Raw genomic sequence first — 19,436 nt, forward strand, 5'->3', positions numbered from 1 at the left:
GGCGCCGCCGACATTCGGGTGGGAGCGGACGCTCAGGGACCGCGCACATCGAGGGCCCGCGCGATGGCCGACCACAGCGTCACGCGGGCGTCCTCCGTCGCCTGCGCCGCAGGCGGCGGAGGCAGGTACAGCGGGGTGTACGGCGGCACGTAGAACAGGTGGGTCGCATCCGGGGCCCGCACGTAGGCGTCGCCGCCGTGCGGCGGCCGCACCTCGGCCGCCGCGTCCATCCACCGGCACGCGTCGTCGAGCTGCTCGTCCTGCCCGGCGCAGCCGAGCACGACCGGTCCGCGGATGCGCGTGAGATCGAGCACCGAGGCCGCCGTCGGGTCCCGCGTGCCGCTCACGCACGGCACCCACGCGCCGCCGACGGTGACGGCCGGTCCCGGCACCGGCGACGGGCACACCAGGCCGGTGGTCCCGGCGGGGGCGATCGCTCCGTAGACGAGCTCGGGATGGGCCACCGCGGTCCACAACGCCAGCTGCGCCCCGCGGGACGTGCCGAAGACCGACACCCGCCGCCCGTCGACGCCCGGCTGCGACCGCAGCCAGTTGAGCGCCGCCACCACACGCTCCGCGGGCAGGGTGCGGACGACGTTCAGCTCCCCCGCCGACCCGTAGGTCGAGAAGGCGAGCGCCGGATAGCCCATCGCGGCCAACGTGGATGCCGCGAGCACGCCGGTCGGGGCGCCGGGGTCCGTTCCGTCGAGCACCAGCACCGCCGGCCGCGGCGCGGGGGACGAGGTGCGCGGCTGGAAGAAGTCGCCCGTGATGCCGTCGTCGAACACCGCCCGCGACGGTGCGACGGAGGTGAGGCCGACGCGGTGGATGCGGCGCGCCGCGACACGCCGGCCGTCGACGAGGGCGTCGAGGTCGATCGACAGACTGGCGCCGCCCCACTGCTGCGACGACGTCGCCGACGCTCCGGAGGCGGTGCCGAGCGACCAGAACAGGCCCATCCCGTCCGCGCCTGCGAACGGCGCCTCGACCGGCGCCTCGGTGTCGAGGTCGACGATCCCCGAGGCGGGGACGAGGTACGTCGCCTGCGACGTCCAGTCGCCGCCGACCTGCGCCGCCGCGCGCACCGTCACCCGAGCGCCGGGCGGCAGGGCCACGACGCGCACGTGGATCGGCTGCCAGACGCCGCTGGGCTCCTCGCTGATCTGGAAGCGGGGACCGACGGCGGCGGGCGCCTGCCCGCATCCCACCAGGGCACCGAGCACCATCCCGAGGGCCGCGAGGACGACCGCTGCGCGCCCCCTCATTGCCGGATCGCCCCAGCCAGCTTGCCCACGATCAGGGCCCAGAACGCCGCGCGGGCGCGTTCCGTCGCCTGGGCCGCCGCCGGAGACTGGTCGCTCAGCCCGATCGGCAGCAGCGGCGGTGTGGCGACGTCGTGCCCGGCCCCGTTCGCGTAGAGGAAGGCGTCGCCGTCCACGATCCCGCGGGCCGCTTCGCCCGCGCGGGTCCAATCGCATGCGGTCGGCAGCAGGCGGTCCGCCGTCCCGCAGGCGAGCACGAGGGGGCCCGGGATGCGCTTCAGCGGCAGGATGTCGGTCCCCGCGATGGTCCGCTCCGGGTTGGCGCACGGCAGCGCCCGGCCGTGCTCGATCAGCAGCGGGCTTCCCGAGGCGGAGGTGCACTGCAGCGCGGTGGCGCCGCTCGCCGCGAACGCGCCGTGGATGCGGCCGGGGTCGTTCGCCGCGAACCACAGCGCGAGTGACGAGGCGCGGCCCGTACCGTAGACGAAGATGCGGTCCTCGTCGACGGTCGGCAGGGTCGAGAACCAGCTCAGGACCGCATCGAAGGTCTCGACGGAGAGGGCGGCGGACCCCGGGATCTGTCCTTCGGGCACGAACGCCGGCAGCACGACCACCGGGAATCCCGCCGACGCGATCGTCCGTGCGGCGAACGGTCCCGCCGCTCCCCCGTCGTCGCCGTCGATCACGATGACACCGGGGCGGAGGTCGACGGGCGTCGGCACCGGCTCGACCAGGTCGCCGACACGGGCCGTCGGAGCGATCGAGGAGGCGGCGGGGTCGCCCGAGCCGATGAGGTCGCTTCCGAGGACGTCCCGGTCGGTGGTCCCCGCGGCGAGCGCCGCCCGGTGCAGGGGCGCCGACGCGACAGGATGGCCGTCCTGCTCGGCCGTGAACCGCACCTCCATGCCGCGGTACACCCACTGCTCCTCCAGCTGCTGCTGGCTCATGGACGGGCCGGTCAGGCTCCACAGCAGCCCGGATCCGTCCGCGCGGGGGAACGGCGCGGCGAGCGGCTCCTGCGACCACAGCCTGACGCGTCCGTCCGGCGGGACGGAATAGACGGCCTGCGACGAGTACCAGCCCGTGATCGTGTGCGCGCTGGCCGTCACCACGACCGGATGCCCGGGCTCGAGCCCGGCGAGCTGGATCGCGACCGGCGCGGTGATCGCGTCGCCGCTCCGGCTGAAGACGAACCGCGCCCCACCGCCGGCCGCACCGGCGCTGCACGCGGACATCACGAGAGCGGCCGCGGCCGCCACGGCGGCGGTGCGGACCAGGCGAGCGACGCCGCGGCGGGTCATCCCAGCTCCGCCTGCAGCAGCGCCCGTCCGACGGCGTTCCAGAACGCGATGCGGGCCCGCTCCGTCGGCTGTCCGCCTGCCTCCGGCAGACCGATCGGGAGCCCAGGAGGGACGGAGACGGAGTGCCCGGCGCCATGACCGTAGACCACGGTGTCGCCCGGACGGGGAAGACGCGTGGCGGCGAGCACCCGCTGCCAGTCGCACGCGCTGGGGAGGACCGGATCGCTCTCCCCGCAGGCCAGCACGACCGGGCCGTCGACACCGTCGAGCGGAGGAACGGCCGACGGCACGACCGTGCGGGCGTCGCCCAGGCACGGCAGCCCGGCCGAGGTCTCGAACGCCGGGGCGACGCGGGAGCCGGGGAGGCAGAGCAGTGCGGGCGTGCCGGCCGCCACGAACACGCCGTGCACACGCGACGGGAACCGCGTCGCGGCCCAGACCGCCAGCTGCTCGCCCGCCCCGGTGCCGTAGAGGAAAACGCGGTCCTGCTGGATGTCGGGACGCTGCGCCAGCCAGTCGAAGACGGCCTGGACGGTCGCGGCCGAGATGATGCCCGTCGAGCGGATGCCATCGGTGGCGGGAGTCACGGGGATGCGGAGCACCGACGCACCGAACTGCGCCATCAGCGGCGCGGCGTACTCGGCCGACGCCCCGGGCGTCTTGTCGTCGAACATGAGCACGGCCGGAGTCTTCGGATGCTCCAGCGTCGCGGCGCTGAAGAAGGTGCCGAGCGCGACGTCCTCGTGGGTCTGGTGCGGCAGGCGGGGGTCGATGAGCGGTCGGAGGTCGCGCGTGTACAGCGTCTGCACCGACTGGGCGGCGGCCAGTCCCTGGAGCTCGAACCCGCGGGAGGCGACGACACGATCGCCGTCGGAGGCGGTGAGCGTGAGGTGGAGGGTGTCGAGCATCCACTGCCGGGCGGCGTCGTCGGCCGGGATCCGCGGCCCCCGCAGCGACCAGAACAGGCCGGCGGAGTCGGGCTCGGTGAACGGGGCGAACTGCGGCCTGGCCCGGGCGAGGTCGAGCGTCCCGGTCGGCGGGACGGTGTAGGTCGCCGCCGAGGTCCACGTGCCGTGCGAGGTGGCCAGCCGTGCGGTCAGCCGCAGACGGGCGCCGGGCTCCGCCCCGACCAGCTGGAGCGGCACCGGCCAGAGCACCGAGCTGTACCGCACGAGCGGCGGCGTGACGAAGTGGGCTCCGGCGCCGCTGGCGGGAGTCGTGCATCCCGTGAGCGCCGAGACGACGAGGAGCGGGACCGCGACCAGCGCCGCGAAAGTCGCACGGAGTGAGCCGCGGTGCGCGCGACGGAGCCGCTGCAGCACCTGCTGCATCCCCCCCTCGCCGCGTCGTCGCCGCATCGCACGCTCCTGTCAGCTCCCGGTCGGCTCCCGGACGGCCTGCAACGACTGCCGCGAGATCTCCAGCTCCTCATCCGTGGGCACCACCAGCACGGTGACCCGGGAGTCGTCGGCCGAGATGACCCGCGCCTCCCGCGAGGGGCTCGCGTTGCGTCCGGGGTCCAGTCGGATGCCGAGCACCTCCAGCCCGGTGAGCACCTCGGCGCGCAGTGCGGCGTCGTTCTCGCCGACGCCCGCGGTGAACGTCAGCACGTCGAGACCACCGAGCAGCGCGGCGTAGGCGCCGATGTAGTGCTTCAGCCGGTGCACCGTCACGTCGAGCGCGAGGCGGGCCTGCTCGTCCCCGCGCCCCGCGGCCTGCCGCACGTCGCGCATGTCCCCTCGGCCGGAGAGGCCGAGCAGGCCGCTCCGGCGGTTGAGGAGCTCGTCCAGGTCGTCGGTCGACAGCTGGGCGCGCCGCGCGAGGTGCACCAGGACGGCCGGGTCGAGGTCGCCCGACCGGGTGCCCATGACCAGGCCCTCCAGGGGCGTCATGCCCATCGACGTCTCCACCGAGCGGCCGCCGTCGACCGCGCAGGCGGACGCACCGTTGCCCAGGTGCAGCACGATCTGGCGCAGCTCGCCGAGCGGCCGGCCGAGGAACGCCGCGGCGGTCTCGGAGACGTACTTGTGCGAGGTTCCGTGGAAGCCGTAGCGCCGCACCCGGTGACGCTCGGCGAGGCCGGCGTCGATCGCGTAGGTGTACGCCTCCGGCGCGAGCGTCTGGTGGAAGGCGGTGTCGAAGACGGCGACGTGCGGCACGTCCGGGAACGCCTTCTTCGCGGCCCGGATGCCCTGAAGGTTGGCCGGGTTGTGCAGCGGCGCCAGGTCGGAGAGGTCCTCGATGTTGATCTCCACCAGAGGGGTGACGATGGTGGGCTCGAAGAAGCGCTTGCCGCCGTGGACCACCCGGTGGCCCACCGCATCCAGCGGGTTCTCGTCGAGGCTCGGCCCCTCGGCGGCGAAGGCGTCCAGCATGGCGCGGAAGCCGGCCGTGTGGTCCGGGATCTCCAGGGTGCGCTCGGTGGCGCCGTTCGGTCCGCGGTGGGTGGTCCGGCCGCTTCCCTCGCCGATCCGCTCCACCAGGCCGGACGCCAGCGACTCCTCGCTCTCGCTGTCGATCAGCTGGTACTTGAACGACGACGAGCCGCTGTTCACCACCAGGACGGCGCTCACGAGAGCGCCGCCTGGATCGCGGTGATGGCCACCGTGTTCACGATGTCATCGACGGTCGCCCCGCGGGAGAGGTCGTTGATCGGCTTGCGGAGACCCTGCAGCACCGGTCCGATCGCCACCGCCCCGGCGCTCCGCTGCACTGCTTTATAGGTGTTGTTGCCGGTGTTGAGGTCCGGGAAGATGAACACGGTCGCCCGGCCCGCCACCTCCGACCCGGGCATCTTGGCGGCGCCGACCGCCGCATCCGCCGCCGCGTCGTACTGGATCGGCCCGGCCACTGCGAGCTGCGGCGCCCGCTCGCGCACCAGCTCCGTGGCGGTCCGCACCTTCTCCACATCCGCTCCCGCTCCGGAGTCGCCGGTCGAGTACGAGAGCATCGCGACCCGCGGCTGGATGCCGAACTGCTGCGCGGTCATCGCCGACGAGACCGCGATGTCGGCGAGCTGCTCGGCGGTCGGGTCCGGGATGACGGCGCAGTCGCCGTAGACGAGCACCCGGTCGGCCAGAGCCATGAGGAAGACGCTCGACACGACGGAGACTCCGGGCGTGGTCTTGATGATCTCGAAGGCCGGGCGGATGGTGTGCGCCGTCGTGTGCGCGGCGCCCGAGACCATCCCGTCGGCCAGACCCAGGTGCACCATCATCGTGCCGAAGTAGGAGGCGTCGGTGACGGTGTCCGCGGCCTGGTCGACGGTGATGCCCTTGTGCGACCGCAGCCGGGCGTACTCCTCGGCGAACCGCAGCCGCAGCACGTCGTCGAACGGGCTCAGCACCTCGGCGGCCGACAGGTCGAGGCCCAGCTCGATCCCCCGCGACCGCACCTCGAACGGCTCGCCCAGGATCGTGAGCCGCGCGACACCGCGCGCCAGCAGGGTGTGGGCGGCGCGCAGGATGCGGTCGTCCTCCCCCTCCGGCAGCACGATGTGCTTCTTGGCGGCGCGCGCCCGCTCGATCAGGTCGTACTCGAACATCAGCGGAGTGACGACGTCGTGCCGGGAGACGTTGAGACGCGCGAGCAGTGCATCCGCATCCACGTGTCGTTCGAACAGGGCGAGCGCGGTGTCGTACTTGCGCTGAGAGTCGGCTGCCAGCCGCCCGCGGGCATGGGTGATCCGGACCACGGTGTCGTAGGTGTCGAGGCTGGTGCGCACGATCGGCAGCGGCGAGCGCAGGCCGGCGAGCAGCCGCTCGATCGGCTCGGGCAGGTCGAAGCCGCCGTTCAGCACGATGCCCGCGATGGAGGGGAAGGTGCCGGACGCGTTCGCCATCAGCACCGCGAGCAGCACCTCGGTGCGGTCGCCGGGGACGACGACCACGGCGCCGTCGACGAGCCGGGGCAGGACGTTGTTCATCGACATGCCCGCGACCACGACACCGAGCGCCTCCCGGGCGAGCAGCGCCTCCTCGCCCGCGATCAGCGTGCCGTCGGTCTGCTCCATGATCGAGCGGATGCTGGGGGCGACCAGGAACGGGTCCTCCGGGATCGCCCACACCGGCGGACGGTCGCTGCTGCCCGCCGCGACGGCCGCCGCCCCCACGGCCGAGCCGACGGCGGCGACGATCTCGTCGAGCCGTGACGCGTCCGCGCGGTTCGCCACCACGGCGAGGAGGCTCGCGTGCTCGGCCCGCAGCTCGGCGACGGCGAGCTCGGCGAGCTGGCGCAGCTCCTCCGGCGAGCGCGGATCGGCCTGCCCCAGGCGCTCCCCGAAGCCCTGGCCGATCCGACCGCCGAGCACCAGCAGGACGGGCGCACCGAGGTTGGCGGAGATGCGCGCGTTGTAGGCGAGCTCGGTCGGGCTGCCGACGTCGGTGTAGTCGGAGCCGAGGATGACCACCGTGTCGCACCGCGCCTCCACCGCGCGGAACCGCTGCACGATCACCGCCAGCGCGGCATCCGCGTCGGCGTGGACGTCGTCGTAGCCGACGCCCAGCGCCTCCTCGTAGGTGAGTTCGGCGGTCGTGCGCTGCAGCAGCAGCTCGAGCACGTAGTCGCGCTCCTCCGTCGACCGGGCGATCGGACGGAACACCCCGACACGGCCGACCGAGTGCCGCAGCGCCTCGAGCACGCCGAGCGCGACCGTCGACTTGCCCGTGTGACCCTCCGCGGAGGTGATGTAGATCGAGCGCGCCACGTCAGCCGATCCGCTCGATGGCGGGCGCGGCCCAGCGGCCGTCCATCACCTCGTCGTCCGGACCGTACAGCCGCAGCACGGGCCGGAAGGCCCCGGCGGGCGCCGGCAGCCAGTTGGCCGCGGCCTTCTCGTCGGTGGGTCGGGTCGCGCTCATCGTGATGGTCAGTCCTCCGTCGTCGTCGTATCTGAGCCCGTGGGTCCGGTCGCCGATCGAGTAGCGCCCGATCGGGTTGCGGACGAGGTGGAAGTTCGGGACGTCGTACATGGTGATCGACCAGAACGCCCCGACCGGCGGAAGCGGGTGGAGCCGCAGCCGGTAGACATGCTCGCCGGTGAGCGGCTCGCCGTCCTGGTCCTCGTACGTCATCAGGTAGGCCGCCTCGTAGGCGTGGTTGCCCCACAGGCCGCCGAGCGCGGCGGCGGCGCGGTGCGCGTACCGCGTCCGCGGGTCGGGCAGCGTCCACTCGGGACCGCCGAGGGCCCCCAGCTCGAAGAAGTCGAGGTTGTAGTCGAACATGTGCAGATTCGCCTGCCAGTGGTCCACCAGTGCGACCGCCGTGCTCAGCGACGACTCCAGGGCCTCCTTGCCGAGCGCGTAGCCCGCGGCCAGGCCGTCGCGCACGCCCTCCGGCTGCTCGGCGATCGGGTAGGGGCTCACCAGGCCGAGCGGCGCGTACGAGTCGAGGGCCGGGCGGTCCCGCTCCGCCGGAGGGAACGCCTGCGACCAGACCCGCAGCTTCTCGAAGAAGTCGAGGGCCTCCCCCTGGCCGGTGGCGACCGCCGGGACGCCCAGCGCCGGGGCCGGGCTCTCGCGCACCTGCGTCAGCGTCAGCGCATCCTGCAGAGCGTGCACGGCGGCGAGGTCGTCGTCACCGTCCACCGCCCAGCGGCCGACGATCGTGGCGACGCGGGTGGGGAAGCGGATGGCCGGGATGCCGGCCTCGGCGACGGCATCCGGCTCGCCGTCGTCGCGGGGCGGCAGCAGCAGGTACTCGCCGCCCGTCCCGCCGGTGGCGCGGGTGCCGATGTAGGCGAAATTGTTCGTCCACGCATCCACGAACTGGAGCACGTGGTAGCGGTCGCCGGCGGCGGGGACGCTGAGTCGGAGCGGTCCGACGCTCAGGTCGACCTGCGCGATGGAGTACACGGTGTCGTTGTTGACGGTGACGAACGCATCGTCCGGCCCGGCCAGCCGGCGCGCGTGCCCGAACGCGTTGTACGGTGTCGCCGGGATGCCGCCGATGCCCTCCTCGGTGAAGCGGACGACCTGCTCGAGGTCGAACACCAGCGGGAAGCCCACGACGAAGGCCTCCGTCGCCAGTTCGGTCAGCTCCTCGGTCACCTGCGGCACCCCGTCCATCAACGCTCCACGGAAGACACGAGTCATTCTACAGGGCGTAGAAGACCCGGCATCGCTGGGGTCAATATACGCGGGGCCGGTTATGAGGCGCTGACAAAAAAAGACCCCCCACGCACCCGCCAGAGCCCGGTTACCCTTGCTGCGTTTCCGCCCTGGGGGAGTTGGCCTGGATGGCGCCACGTGGGGAGCCGGGAACCAGTGTAGCGGGTCGCCCTGGGAGGCGTGTGCGCTCCGGGGCTCTGCGGATCAAGTAAGATACTGTGAGCCGCCGGCCGCGAGAGCGGAAGGCAGCGCCAGGAGAATTCGCCTAGTGGCCTATGGCGCACGCTTGGAAAGCGTGTTGGGTGCAAGCCCTCGGGGGTTCGAATCCCCCATTCTCCGCCATTTTTTGCGGATCCGTTGCGGGTGCGCGCGCAGCGTCCATCCGGGGTTCGAATCCCCCATTCTCCGCCCGACAGCATCTGCCGCGGGTGCCGGCTTTTCGCGAGCGGCTACGGCGAAGCGGGGCGCAGGCGGACCAGGGATTCCGCCGCGGCCTCGTCCCACGCTCCGGCCGACGGGGCGCCTTCGCACGTTCCGTCCGATGCTCCGGGATGCTTCACCCAGAGCAGCGCATCGAGCTTGGTCGTGGACGACTCGGTGATGCTCGGGTTCTGGCCGAGGGCGGCGCCCGGCGGATTGCACCAGGTGCCGGTCCAGCCGTTACCGTTCCTCGAGACGTCGATCACGAAGTGCTTCCACCCGACGCGCGACGACAGCTTTCCCCCATAGTCGCGCTCAGTCTGCGTCGCGTCGAAATTCGCCACGTTCGTGAAGAATCCCCGCGCCTCGGCGATCCCCGCCGCCTTCAGGTAGGCGGCCTGCGCATCCGGTGTGAGCCAGCGGGCGTTGCCCCCGTCCAGGTAGGTGATCAGCCCGGCCGCACCGAGGATGTCGACGGCGGAGCGGAGGAGCGGCAGCCGCGACTCCGCCACCCCTGCACATCGGGCGCTGGACAGCATGGCGAGCGAGTCGGGTTCGACCAGCACGACGGCGCGGCTCCCTGCCAGGGCGGCAGCGATGCGGCGATTCCAGTCGAGGTACTCGTCGGCGGTGAACCCTCCGGCCGAGTACCCTCCGCAGTCCCGGTCCGGCACTGCGTAGGTCACGAAGACGGGCGTCGCTCCCTGGGCCGCAGCCGACCGAAGGTGCCGCTGGATCACGCTGAGCAGCAGAGTCGGGCTGTACCAGTCGCCGAGCCAGACGGCCGTGGGCTGGCTGGCGATCTGCTCGATCAACGCCGCCCTCGGAGTGTCGCCGGAGGCGGTGAGGCTGTCGGCCGCGCGGCGCGCGTCGCTGTACGGGTCGACGTAGAGCCGGCTTCCGAATGCGGGGCCGTCGACCGGCGGCGTGGCCGCGGGGGCCGACGTGGGCGCCGGCGCCAGCGCGCCGAGCGTCACGACGGCCGCCGCCAGAGAAACGATCAGAGTGCGCATACCCGGACTATCGGCATCCGGTCCGATTCGGTAACCGCCGTCCTCCCGCGACGGCCCCGCTCACCGCGGGCGTCGTCCTCGGCGACCTAGAACAGCGCCGAGATGCCCGTCGCGACGGCGTAGATCGCGAGGCCGGCGAGGGCGCCGACGACCGTTCCGTTGATGCGGATGAACTGGAGGTCGCGGCCCACCTGGGTCTCGATCTTCTCGGTGGTCTCGGCCGGGTCCCACGCCTGCACCGTCTCGGTGATGACGTGGGAGATGTCGCTGCGGTAGCTCGTCACGAGGTGCAGCGCCGCGCCGGTCAAGCGCGCGTTGAGGGATGTGCGGAGCTCCCCGTCCGCCAGGACGCGGCGGGCCACGTCGGCGACGAAGGCCTCCGCGCGGCGACCCAGCTCGCCCTCGTCGTCGGCGAGCGCATCCATCGCGGCGGTGCGCGCGGCCGTCCACGCCGAGGCGGCCAGCTCGCGGATCCGCGGATCGTCGAACGCGCGGCCCTTCGCCGCCTCCAGCCGTTCGATGGTCGCGTCGTCGTGCTGCAGCCGGTCGGCGACCTGGGCGAGGTACTCGTCGAGCGAACGGCGGAGGCGGTGGTCGGGATCGTCGCGCATCTCCCGGACGAAGCGCCGCGCCTCGGCGTGCAGGCGCTCGTCGATGACGCGGTCGACGAACGAGGGCATCCACGACGGGAGGCGCCGCGAGACCACCGGCCCGAACACCTCCGGGTTCGCGGCGAGCCACTCGTCGAGGCGGTCCAGCAGCAGGTCGACCGCCTCCTGGTGGCCGCCCGAGCTGAGCACCCGCTCGCCGAGCCGGCCGAGCGGCGGTCCCCACAGGGGTGCGACGAGGTGGGTGCGCACGACCGCCTCGATCGCCTCCCGCATCCGGTCGTCGTCGAGCAGGTCGGCGAGGCCGGTCAGGCCGCGGAACGTCTCCGTCACCACGCGGCGCGAGTTCTGCGGCTCGGTCAGCCAGTCCGCCGCCGCGCCGGCGAGGTCGATGGTCGCGAGCTTGCCGGCGACCACCTCGTCGGAGAGGAAGTTCGTCTCCACGAACTCGCCGAGGCTGGCGCCGATCTCGTCCTTGCGGGTCGGAATGATCGCGGTGTGCGGGATGCGCAGCCCGAGCGGATGCCGGAACAGCGCCGTGACGGCGAACCAGTCCGCGAGGGCGCCCACCATCGCGCCCTCGGCGGCGGCGCGCACGAACCCGAGCCACGGGTAGCGGTCCTGCAGCGCATAGGCGACGGCGAACACCACCGCGGCGGCGCCGAGCAGGCTGGTCGCGAGCGCCTTCATCCGGCGCAGCGCGAGACGACGCTCGGCGTCGGTCGGGAGGGCGGTCACGCGAGGGTCGGCCGGCGGGCGGCGTGGTCGGGCCGGGGCGCGCCCGCACGGTCGGCGGCGACGGTGTTCTGGATGCGCACTCCGAAACCTCCCCGGTGCGTGTGTCGGGCGATGTCCACCGTACTCGCGGGGGTCGCGTGCGAGCCCCGCGTGGCCGATCGTCGGAGAAGTGTGTCCGAATCTCCGACACAGCGCGCTGCGGATGGAGATCCGGGCGGAATCGGATGAAAAGTCCGTTGATGGGCGCCGGATCTCCGACGATAGGTGCGCGACGCAGACAGGATCGGGCGGGGAGTCGAGCAGTTTCGGAGAAGCGCGGCGGGCCGTGCCGGGCCTAGCCTCGGAGGCATGACGAAGGACACCGACACCACCACCGGCTCCACGGCGTTCACCGACGAGGAGCGCGCCGCCATGAAGGAGCGCTCCACCGAGGTCAAACGCGCCCGGCGCGGCAAGACCACGCGCGAGGACGACACGCGCGACCTGCTCGAGAAGGTCGCGGCGCTCCCCGAGCACGACCGCCGGCTGGCGGAGCGCATCCACGCCATCGTCACGGAGAGCGTTCCGGACGTGTGGCCGAAGCTCTGGTACGGGCAGCCGGCATACGCACTCGGCGGCAAGACGTTCTGCTTCTTCCAGCCGGCCTCGAAGTTCGGGACGCGCTACTCGACCCTCGGCTTCAACGACCCGGCCCGGCTCGACGACGGGACGATGTGGCCGGTCGCGTTCGCGATCCTCGACCTGACCGACGCGGACGAGCAGCGCATCCGGGAGCTCGTCACCGCCGCAGCAGGCTGACCGAAGGGGGCTGATCGCGTCGGCCCAGCGGGGACACCCCTGTACGGGTGTCCCCCAAAATGCCGCTACCGGAACGTTTGCGAAACGGCAAGGCTCGATGGGTGAGCGAGCAGACCGACGTGGACCGGGGGGCGGCGATGGCACGCGAGACCGTGCTCCGTCCGCACCGGCACCTGTTCCTGCGCGGCATCGTCGCGATACTCGCCCTCACGACTCCGGTCTTCGCCGTGCTCTACTGGCTCACGATCCCGGGGCCGGGCTGGCCGTACGTGCTCGTCGCGCACCTCGTCGTGATCGGGGCAACGGTCGTCGGCGTCGCGTCGTTCCTCAACACGACGATCGTCCTGCGGTCCGACGGGGTGCGCGAGCGCGGCTTCTTCGGCCGCACCGTGCACGTGGCGCCCGGCGAGGCCGGCGCGGTGATCCTCGTGCACGTGTACGAGAGCAGCACACTGGAGGCGCTCCCCCAGCTCTTCGTCGCCACAGGGCAGGGACGCCTCCTCATCCGGATGCGCGGCCAGTTCTGGTCGCAGTCCGACATGGAGCGGGTCGCCGAGGAGCTGGACGTGCCCGTCACGCGGCCCCCGGAGCCGATGACGATGAACCAGCTGCGCCGGGCGTGGCCGCGACTGCTGTACTGGTTCGAGCGCCTGCGCTTCGCGCGCTGACCGCGGTCCGCAGCACCGGCCGCGCCACCACGCCGCCGCACTCCGTGCCAGGATGACGGAGTGACCGCGCGCACCGACGCCGAACCGCGCAGCAAGGGGCTCCTGACCCCGAGCCGCGGAGCCGGCCCTGTCGCGATCGAGCGACGCGCGGCCGACGGACGCGCCGCGCTGTTCGTGCGCCATTACTGGCTGCCGCGCTGGTCCCTGCGGCCGGGCGCCTCCGCGCGCCAGGACGTGCTCGAGTATCCGACCGCGAACCTCGTCGTGGAGGCCGCATCCGCCGGTCTGCACCGCGCCTCGCGCGGGTTGAGCGTGCGAACGCTCACCGGGTGCGGCTGGGCGTTCGGCGTGCTGCTGCACCCGGGGACGGCACGCGGGTGGACCGGCGCCTCGCTGCGGGGGCTCCCACCGGTCGTCCCGCTCGACCGCTTCACCGCCCCCGGCGCATCCCCGATGGGCGCGGCCGTGCGGGAGGCGATGGCCGCCGACGACGCGGATGCGGCGATCGCGGCCTTCGAGACCTGGCTCACCGCACTGCCGGAGCCCGACGAGGATGCGCGGCTCGTGGGCCGCATCGTCACGGCTGTCGAAGACGACCGCACCCTGCTGCGGGTCGAGCAGCTCGCCGAACGGTTCGGGATGGGCGTGCGCCGGTTGCAGCGGCTGGTCGCGGGCCACATCGGTTTCGGGCCCAAATGGCTGATCCAGCGGTACCGGCTGCAGGAGGCGGCGGCCGCCCTGCGAGCGGGTGACGCCGCATCCCTCGCGGTGCTCGCCGCGGAACTCGGCTACGCGGACCAGGCGCATTTCGGCCGGGAGTTCGCCGCGGTGATCGGGTCGACTCCCGGTGCGTACGCAGCGACCCATGCGGACGTCCGGCGGGAAGCGCCCTAGCGCCCCCGCGCTCCTGCGGCACACTCTAGTGTCGGGATCGCTCCTGTCGAGCCGGCTCCCCCGGCGCCCGTGCCAGGAAGAACGGATGCGGTTTCGTGGCCTCGATCGCGAGCCGGTGCGCGAGCGGGGTCCAGACGATCACGGCGACGCCCGCCCCGAGCAGGAGTCCGCCCATGGTGTCGCTGATCCAGTGCGCCCCCAGGTAGGTGCGGCTGATCGCCATCAGCACCGCCCACGCGACGCCCAGGCACCAGACCCAGACCCGGGGGAACAGGATGCCCAGCACGACGACCATGGTGGCCGCGTTGGCGGTGTGTCCGGAAGGAAACGATCCGGTGTCCGCGTGCACCAGGATCTCGGTCGGGCGCGCGCGGCCGACCGTGTGCTTGAGCAACTGCACGCAGATCACCGAGACAGCGCTCGCGATGGCGAAGAAGGTGGCGCCCCACGGCCTTCGGAACGCCAGCAGGAGCAGGAAGATGCCGACCGGCACGACCACCGATCCGACGATCCCACCCCCGGCGTAGTTGAAGAACAGCGCGGGCCCGAGCCACAGCGGCGAGCGGTGCTCGACGATCTCGCCCATCCACTCGGTGTCGATCCCGAACGGCAGCCGCGGGCGCAGGGCGATGATGATCCCGAGGATCACCACCAGGCCGACAGCGACCGACGCGGAGACGACGGGCCAGCGCCGCGCGACCCGCGCGGCCTTGACGACGTCGTGGCCTTCCGCGTCCGCCTTCGGTCCCGGCGCCTCGTCTGAACTCATGCCGCCACCGTACCCGCGGCGCGGCAGGGGCCCGGCGTCGGGTCAGTGGGCGAGTTCGGGAACGCTGCGCGGCCGCACCACCAGCCAGAGCGAGGCGATCGAGACCAGCGCGCAGACCGCCATCACCGCGCCCATCGGGGCCGCGCTGCCGACGCCGAGGATGCCCACGATGGGCGACACGATGCCCGCGATCCCGAAGTTGAGCGCACCGAGGAGGCTGGCCGCCGTCCCGGCCTCGTGACCGTGCCCGTTGAGAGCGAGCACCTGGACGCAGGGGAAGCCGAAACCGCACGCGGCGATGAAGAACCACAGCGGGATGACCGTCCCCCACAAACCGACGTGCGCCTGGTCGAGCACGACGATCGTCACCGACGCGGCGAGCATCACCACGGTCGAGCAGGCGAGGATCCACTGGGGACCGACGTACTTGGTGAGTCGCGCCGAGGACTGCACGCCGATGATGATGCCGATCGAGTTCACGGCGAAGAGCAGGCCGTACTCCTGCGCGTTGAACTGGTAGATCTCCTGGAAGATGAACGAGCTCGACGACAGGTACGAGAACAGCCCGGTGAAGTTCGCGGCGCCGACGATCGCGATGCCGACGAACACGCGGTCGCTGAGCACCGCCCGGTAGCGCTGACCGACCGTCGAGTGGCCGGCGTCCCGGCGACGCGCCTTCGGCAGCGTCTCGACGATCCACAGGGCGACGCAGGTGATCACGAAGAGCCCGTACACGGCCAGCACGACGAAGATGCCGCGCCACGGCATGACCAGCAGCAGCCACGATCCGAGCACCGGCGCGAGCACCGGTGCCAGGCCGTTGACGAGAGCGAGGCGGCTCAGCATCCGGACCAGGGGGCGCCCGCCGAACAGGTCGCGCACCATGGCCATCGCGACCACACCGCCCGCGGCGGCGCCGATGCCCTGAAGCGCACGGGCGACGCCCAGCAGCTCGACATTCGGAGCGATGGCGGCGGCCAGACAGGCGATGATGTGCACACCCGTCGCGACCATCAGCGGGACGCGGCGGCCGATCTTGTCGGACCACGGGCCGACGAGCAGCTGCCCGACGCCGAAGCCGATGGTGGTCGCGGTCAACGTCAGCTGGATCGCCGCGATCGAGACCCCGAAGTCGTTCTGAAGTGTCGGAAGGGCCGGGAGGTAGGTGTCGATCGTGAAGGGGCCGAGTGCGGTCAGGGCGCCCAGGATCAGGATGTAGGCGAGGCGCTGGCGGCCGGAGAGCGAGTCTCCGGGATGCACGACGGTGGTCACGAGGGTGTCCTTGGCGAGTCGAGAGGTGGATGGACCGCGCCCGCCGTTGGACGCAATGAGAACAGCACCGCGTCTGGGGTGCGGTGCTGAAGGGTCGCCTCGAATCGATTCGATCATGCGACTACAGGTGATCCTATCGTGTTCCGGCCGGGAATGTGAACGTGCACATGCCATTGCGGTCACCCGATGTGCGGAGCCGGAACGTCCGCCCATGACCCCGATTCGCACGTGCTGTCTAGTGCGCCCGCACACGAGCGCTACAGACTTTCAGCACCGCTGTGAGGAGGTAGGTCTTGCTCAGGAGATCGCGCTTGCCCCGAACCGTCGCCATCGCGACCGCGGCCGCTTCGCTGGCCGTCGTCCTGGCGACACTTTCGACACCCCTCGCTGCCTTCGCCGCGGGCGACACGCTCCTGGACGAGTCGTTCACCGGAGCCTCGGTCTCCGATCCCCGCGCCATCGGCCTCGGGGAGGCGTGCCTGACCGGAGCGCCCGCGGGCTCGACGCCGCCGGCGGGAGCCTCGAACCTGACGAACTGCGGCAATGAGATCGTCAACTCCCCACCTGAAGGCGTCACGCCCGGCTGGCTCCAGCTCACGGACCTGAACGGGCAAGGCGCGATGACGTACAACCGCGCCCTCCCCTCCAGCGCAGGGGTCGAAGTGGAGTTCGACCAGGTGCAGTACGGAGGAAGCGGTGCGGACGGAATCGGCTTCTTCCTGAGCGACGGCGCGTTCAACCTGACGACCGCAGGCGCCGGCGGTGGCAGCCTCGGCTATGCCCAGGCGACGGGGGTCCCGGGCGTGGCGGGTGGATACCTGGGTGTCGGCCTCGACGTCTTCGGGAACTTCATCAACAACGTCTCCGGCAAGGGCGCAGGATGCGCGGTCCCCTCGCCCTTCCCCGGAAACGTCGGGAACACCGTGACGCTTCGCGGCCCCGGGAACGGGACGACGGGGTACTGCTGGCTGGCGTCCACCGCAGTGCCCGGAGTCGGCTCCACACTCCCGGGAACTTTGCACGGGTCGACCGTCGCGGCCGTGCGCAACGTGCGGGTCGTCGTCAGCCCTGGGCAGTTCCCCGTGGTCACCGTCCAGATCGACTTCACCGGCACCCGCACGGCGTATCAGACGGTCCTCACCCACCAGATGACCGATGCGGCGCCGCCGACCTACAAGTTCGGGTTCTCCAGCTCCACCGGCGGTTTCAACGATGTGCACCTCGTCCGGAACGCCACTTTCCGTACCATCGACCCGCTCGGCGCACTGAGCCTGGTCAAGCAGATCGACCGCACCACCCCGCAGCCGGCCTCCTACGCGCTCGGGGACACCATTCCCTACCAGTTCGTCGTCACCAACACCGGAGCGGACGCGATCGACGACGTCTCCGTCGACGATCCGCTGGTCAGCAACATCAGCTGTCCCTCCACGCAGCTCGGCGGAGCCGGGTCGGCGAGCGGCTCCATGACCTGCACCGGCACCCACGTCGTCACGGGAGCCGACGCCCAGAGCACGTCGCTCACCAACACCGCGACGGCGACGGCGACGGACGTCCTGGGACAGGACGTCACGGCGAGCGCGTCGGTCACCGTCCCGCTCACCGTCGCCCACGCCGGCCTCTCGATGACCAAGCTGGCGCAGATCTCCGGCGGGAACGGTGACGGCGTCGCCGACCTGGGAGAGCAGGTCCTGTACACCTTCCAGCTGACCAACACGGGCAACACCCCGCTGACCGGTGTCGGTGTCACCGACGCGTTCGCCGGCGCGGTCGACTGTCCGTCCACCACCCTCGCGGCGGGGGCGACCCAGACGTGCGCGGCAGCGACTCCGCACACGGTCACCGAGGCGGACATCCTCGCGGGCGGGATCGTCAACAGCGCTACCGCGACGGGAGCCCCACCTCCAGGTGTGCCGCCCATAGCCCCGGCAGCGGACACGATCACCACGCCGACGCAGGCGGCCGCCGGAGGGCTCGCACTCACGAAGGTCGCCTCGCTGATCGACGGGAATGGCAACGGCCTCGCCGATCCCGGCGAGACGATCCTGTACACCTTCGAGCTCCACAACACCGGCACGGTCACGCTCACCGGGGTCGGGGTGACGGACGCCGCGGCTGGATCGGTCAGCTGCCCGACCACCACCCTGGCACCGGGCGCCACCACCACCTGCGCGGCCGACGCACCGTACACGGTCACGGAGGCCGACGTCCTCGCCGGCGGTGTGAGCAACAGCGCGACGGCTGCAGGGACACCGCCGCCGGGTGTGCCCGCGATCATCCCGCCGACGGACACCATCGTCACGCCGACCCCCATCGCCGGCGCCGGTCTCCACCTGAGCAAGAGCGCCATCCTCACCGACGCGAACGGGAACGGGCTGGCGGATGTCGGAGACTCTCTCGTCTACACGTTCGACCTGGAGAATGTCGGCAACGTGACCCTCACCGGGGTCTCGGTGAACGACCCGAAGGCGGGGCCGGTCACCTGTGTCGCGACCACGCTCGCGCCGGGAGAGACGACCACGTGCACCGCGAACAACCCGTACACCGTCACGGACGCGGACGTGCTCGCAGGCGGGGTGTCGAACACGGCGACGGCCGCGGCGACGCCGCCGTCCAACGTCGGCCTGCTTCCCCCGTCCGACACGCTCGTCTCGCCGACGGTCGCGCCCTCCACCGGACTGGGCCTCAGCAAGGGCGCCACACTGGCCGACACCAACGGAAACGGGCTCGCCGACCTCGGTGAGCACATCGGCTATGCGTTCACCCTGGTGAACCGCGGGACTCTCACGCTGACGGCTCCGACCATCTCCGACCCGACCGCGGGCACGGTCACGTGTCCGGCCGGCGCACTCGCCCCTGATGCGGTCGTCACCTGCACGGCCGACGCGCCCTACGTCGTCACCGAGACGGACATCCTCGCCGGCGCGGTGGTGAACACCGCGACCGCAGATGCGACCGTTCCGGCCGGCGCCGCCGCCATCGTCCCGCCCTCCGACACGATCAGCGTGCCGACGGCCTTCCCGCAGGCAGCAGTGACCATCGCTGTCGGCGGGGTTGTGAACGACGCGAACGGGAACGGCCTGGCCGACGCGGGCGAGACGATCGACTACACCTTCACCGTCACGAACCCGGGCAACGTGGACCTCAGCGACGTCTCCGTCATCGCGAGCATCCCGGGCGTCAGCTGCCCCTCGACCGTTCTCGCCGCGGGCGCCTCGATGACCTGCACGGCGAGCTACACCGTCACCGCAGCTGACCAGGCGGCCGGCGCCGTGGTGGTCACCGCATCCGCGACCGGGACTCCGCCGGACGGCGTCGCTCCCCCGGCTCCGGCTACCGGGACGTTCTCGCTTCCCGCGGCAGCGCTGCCGCCCGCGGGAGGCGGCTCCGGCGGCTCCGGCGGCTCCGGCGGCTCCGGCGGCGGCTCGGCCCCCGCAGGTGATCTGGCCGACACCGGATCGACGGGCCAGCCGACCCTGCTGGCCGGTCTCGCCGCGCTGTTCGTGATTGCCGGCACCATCGTGGTCTCCGTCGGGGTCGCACGGAACCGCCGGGCCTGAGCTCGCCCTGTCAGGCGTTCGCACGTTGC

14 protein-coding genes, 1 tRNA gene and 1 other RNA gene are annotated in these 19,436 nt (G+C 72.1%); 5 read left to right on the forward strand and 11 right to left on the reverse strand.

The features are described from left to right. Positions 1-32: 32 nt before the first annotated feature. The 7 genes from ACR9Y5_RS14880 to ffs all read right to left on the reverse strand — a co-directional run bounded on the left by ACR9Y5_RS14880 (position 33) and on the right by ffs (position 8,821). Entirely contained in the window at positions 33-1,265 is a 1,233-nt protein-coding gene (locus ACR9Y5_RS14880) for an acyl-CoA thioesterase/BAAT N-terminal domain-containing protein (protein WP_481298671.1), read from the reverse strand. Continuing rightward, on the reverse strand, positions 1,262-2,563 hold the full coding sequence (locus tag ACR9Y5_RS14885; protein ID WP_481298672.1) for an acyl-CoA thioesterase/bile acid-CoA:amino acid N-acyltransferase family protein: 1,302 nt from the start codon (positions 2,561-2,563) through the stop codon (positions 1,262-1,264). Before ACR9Y5_RS14885 ends, ACR9Y5_RS14880 begins: the two co-directional genes overlap by 4 nt. After that, positions 2,560-3,921 carry an acyl-CoA thioesterase/bile acid-CoA:amino acid N-acyltransferase family protein gene (locus tag ACR9Y5_RS14890; protein WP_481298673.1) on the reverse strand — a complete coding sequence of 454 codons (1,362 nt, stop codon included), beginning with the start codon at positions 3,919-3,921 and terminating at the stop codon, positions 2,560-2,562. The genes ACR9Y5_RS14885 and ACR9Y5_RS14890 overlap by 4 nt, the downstream gene beginning before the upstream one ends. Before the next feature lie 12 nt (positions 3,922-3,933). Then, complete coding sequence (locus ACR9Y5_RS14895; protein WP_481298674.1) at positions 3,934-5,136, reverse strand: acetate/propionate family kinase; 1,203 nt, start codon at positions 5,134-5,136, stop codon at positions 3,934-3,936. Continuing rightward, positions 5,133-7,268, reverse strand: coding sequence for a phosphate acetyltransferase (pta, locus tag ACR9Y5_RS14900; protein ID WP_481298675.1), 2,136 nt, complete (start codon positions 7,266-7,268; stop codon positions 5,133-5,135). Before pta ends, ACR9Y5_RS14895 begins: the two co-directional genes overlap by 4 nt. 1 nt (position 7,269) lies before the next feature. Further along, positions 7,270-8,655 carry a DUF1254 domain-containing protein gene (locus ACR9Y5_RS14905; RefSeq protein WP_481298676.1) on the reverse strand — a complete coding sequence of 462 codons (1,386 nt, stop codon included), beginning with the start codon at positions 8,653-8,655 and terminating at the stop codon, positions 7,270-7,272. A gap of 69 nt (positions 8,656-8,724) precedes the next feature. After that, an RNA gene (ffs, locus tag ACR9Y5_RS14910) (signal recognition particle sRNA small type) lies at positions 8,725-8,821 on the reverse strand. Between the two features lie 103 nt (positions 8,822-8,924). Here ffs and ACR9Y5_RS14915 point away from each other — a divergent pair. Further along, a tRNA-Ser gene (locus tag ACR9Y5_RS14915) sits at positions 8,925-9,012 on the forward strand. A gap of 107 nt (positions 9,013-9,119) precedes the next feature. On the opposite strand, the gene ACR9Y5_RS14920 is transcribed toward ACR9Y5_RS14915, so the two are convergent. Beyond that, the gene (locus ACR9Y5_RS14920; protein ID WP_481298677.1) at positions 9,120-10,103 is read right to left on the reverse strand and encodes a glycoside hydrolase family 6 protein; all 984 of its coding nucleotides are present in this window, start codon (positions 10,101-10,103) and stop codon (positions 9,120-9,122) included. Positions 10,104-10,189: 86 nt separating this feature from the next. Then, positions 10,190-11,401, reverse strand: coding sequence for a DUF445 domain-containing protein (locus ACR9Y5_RS14925; RefSeq protein ID WP_481299592.1), 1,212 nt, complete (start codon positions 11,399-11,401; stop codon positions 10,190-10,192). 396 nt (positions 11,402-11,797) lie between these two features. On the opposite strand from ACR9Y5_RS14925, the gene ACR9Y5_RS14930 reads away from it, so the two are divergent. The 3 genes from ACR9Y5_RS14930 to ACR9Y5_RS14940 all read left to right on the forward strand — a co-directional run bounded on the left by ACR9Y5_RS14930 (position 11,798) and on the right by ACR9Y5_RS14940 (position 13,809). Next, on the forward strand, positions 11,798-12,247 hold the full coding sequence (locus ACR9Y5_RS14930) for an iron chaperone (protein WP_481298678.1): 450 nt from the start codon (positions 11,798-11,800) through the stop codon (positions 12,245-12,247). A 101-nt stretch (positions 12,248-12,348) separates the two neighbouring features. After that, positions 12,349-12,915, forward strand: a complete 567-nt coding sequence (locus ACR9Y5_RS14935) for a hypothetical protein (RefSeq protein ID WP_481298679.1) — start codon at positions 12,349-12,351, stop codon at positions 12,913-12,915. Between the two features lie 60 nt (positions 12,916-12,975). Continuing rightward, positions 12,976-13,809 (forward strand): helix-turn-helix domain-containing protein, encoded by an 834-nt coding sequence (locus tag ACR9Y5_RS14940; protein ID WP_481298680.1) that lies wholly within the window; start codon positions 12,976-12,978, stop codon positions 13,807-13,809. Positions 13,810-13,834: 25 nt separating this feature from the next. On the opposite strand, the gene ACR9Y5_RS14945 is transcribed toward ACR9Y5_RS14940, so the two are convergent. Both ACR9Y5_RS14945 and ACR9Y5_RS14950 read right to left on the reverse strand, forming a co-directional pair. Then, positions 13,835-14,578: a phosphatase PAP2 family protein gene (locus ACR9Y5_RS14945; protein ID WP_481298681.1), complete on the reverse strand. Its 744-nt coding sequence runs from the start codon at positions 14,576-14,578 to the stop codon at positions 13,835-13,837. Between the two features lie 42 nt (positions 14,579-14,620). Further along, the gene (locus ACR9Y5_RS14950; protein WP_481298682.1) at positions 14,621-15,850 is read right to left on the reverse strand and encodes a multidrug effflux MFS transporter; all 1,230 of its coding nucleotides are present in this window, start codon (positions 15,848-15,850) and stop codon (positions 14,621-14,623) included. A 311-nt stretch (positions 15,851-16,161) separates the two neighbouring features. On the opposite strand from ACR9Y5_RS14950, the gene ACR9Y5_RS14955 reads away from it, so the two are divergent. Continuing rightward, positions 16,162-19,407, forward strand: coding sequence for a DUF7507 domain-containing protein (locus tag ACR9Y5_RS14955; RefSeq protein WP_481298683.1), 3,246 nt, complete (start codon positions 16,162-16,164; stop codon positions 19,405-19,407). The last annotated feature ends 29 nt before the right edge of the window (positions 19,408-19,436 follow it).

The sequence above is a fragment of the Leifsonia sp. KNZ13-11D genome (assembly GCF_056754895.1).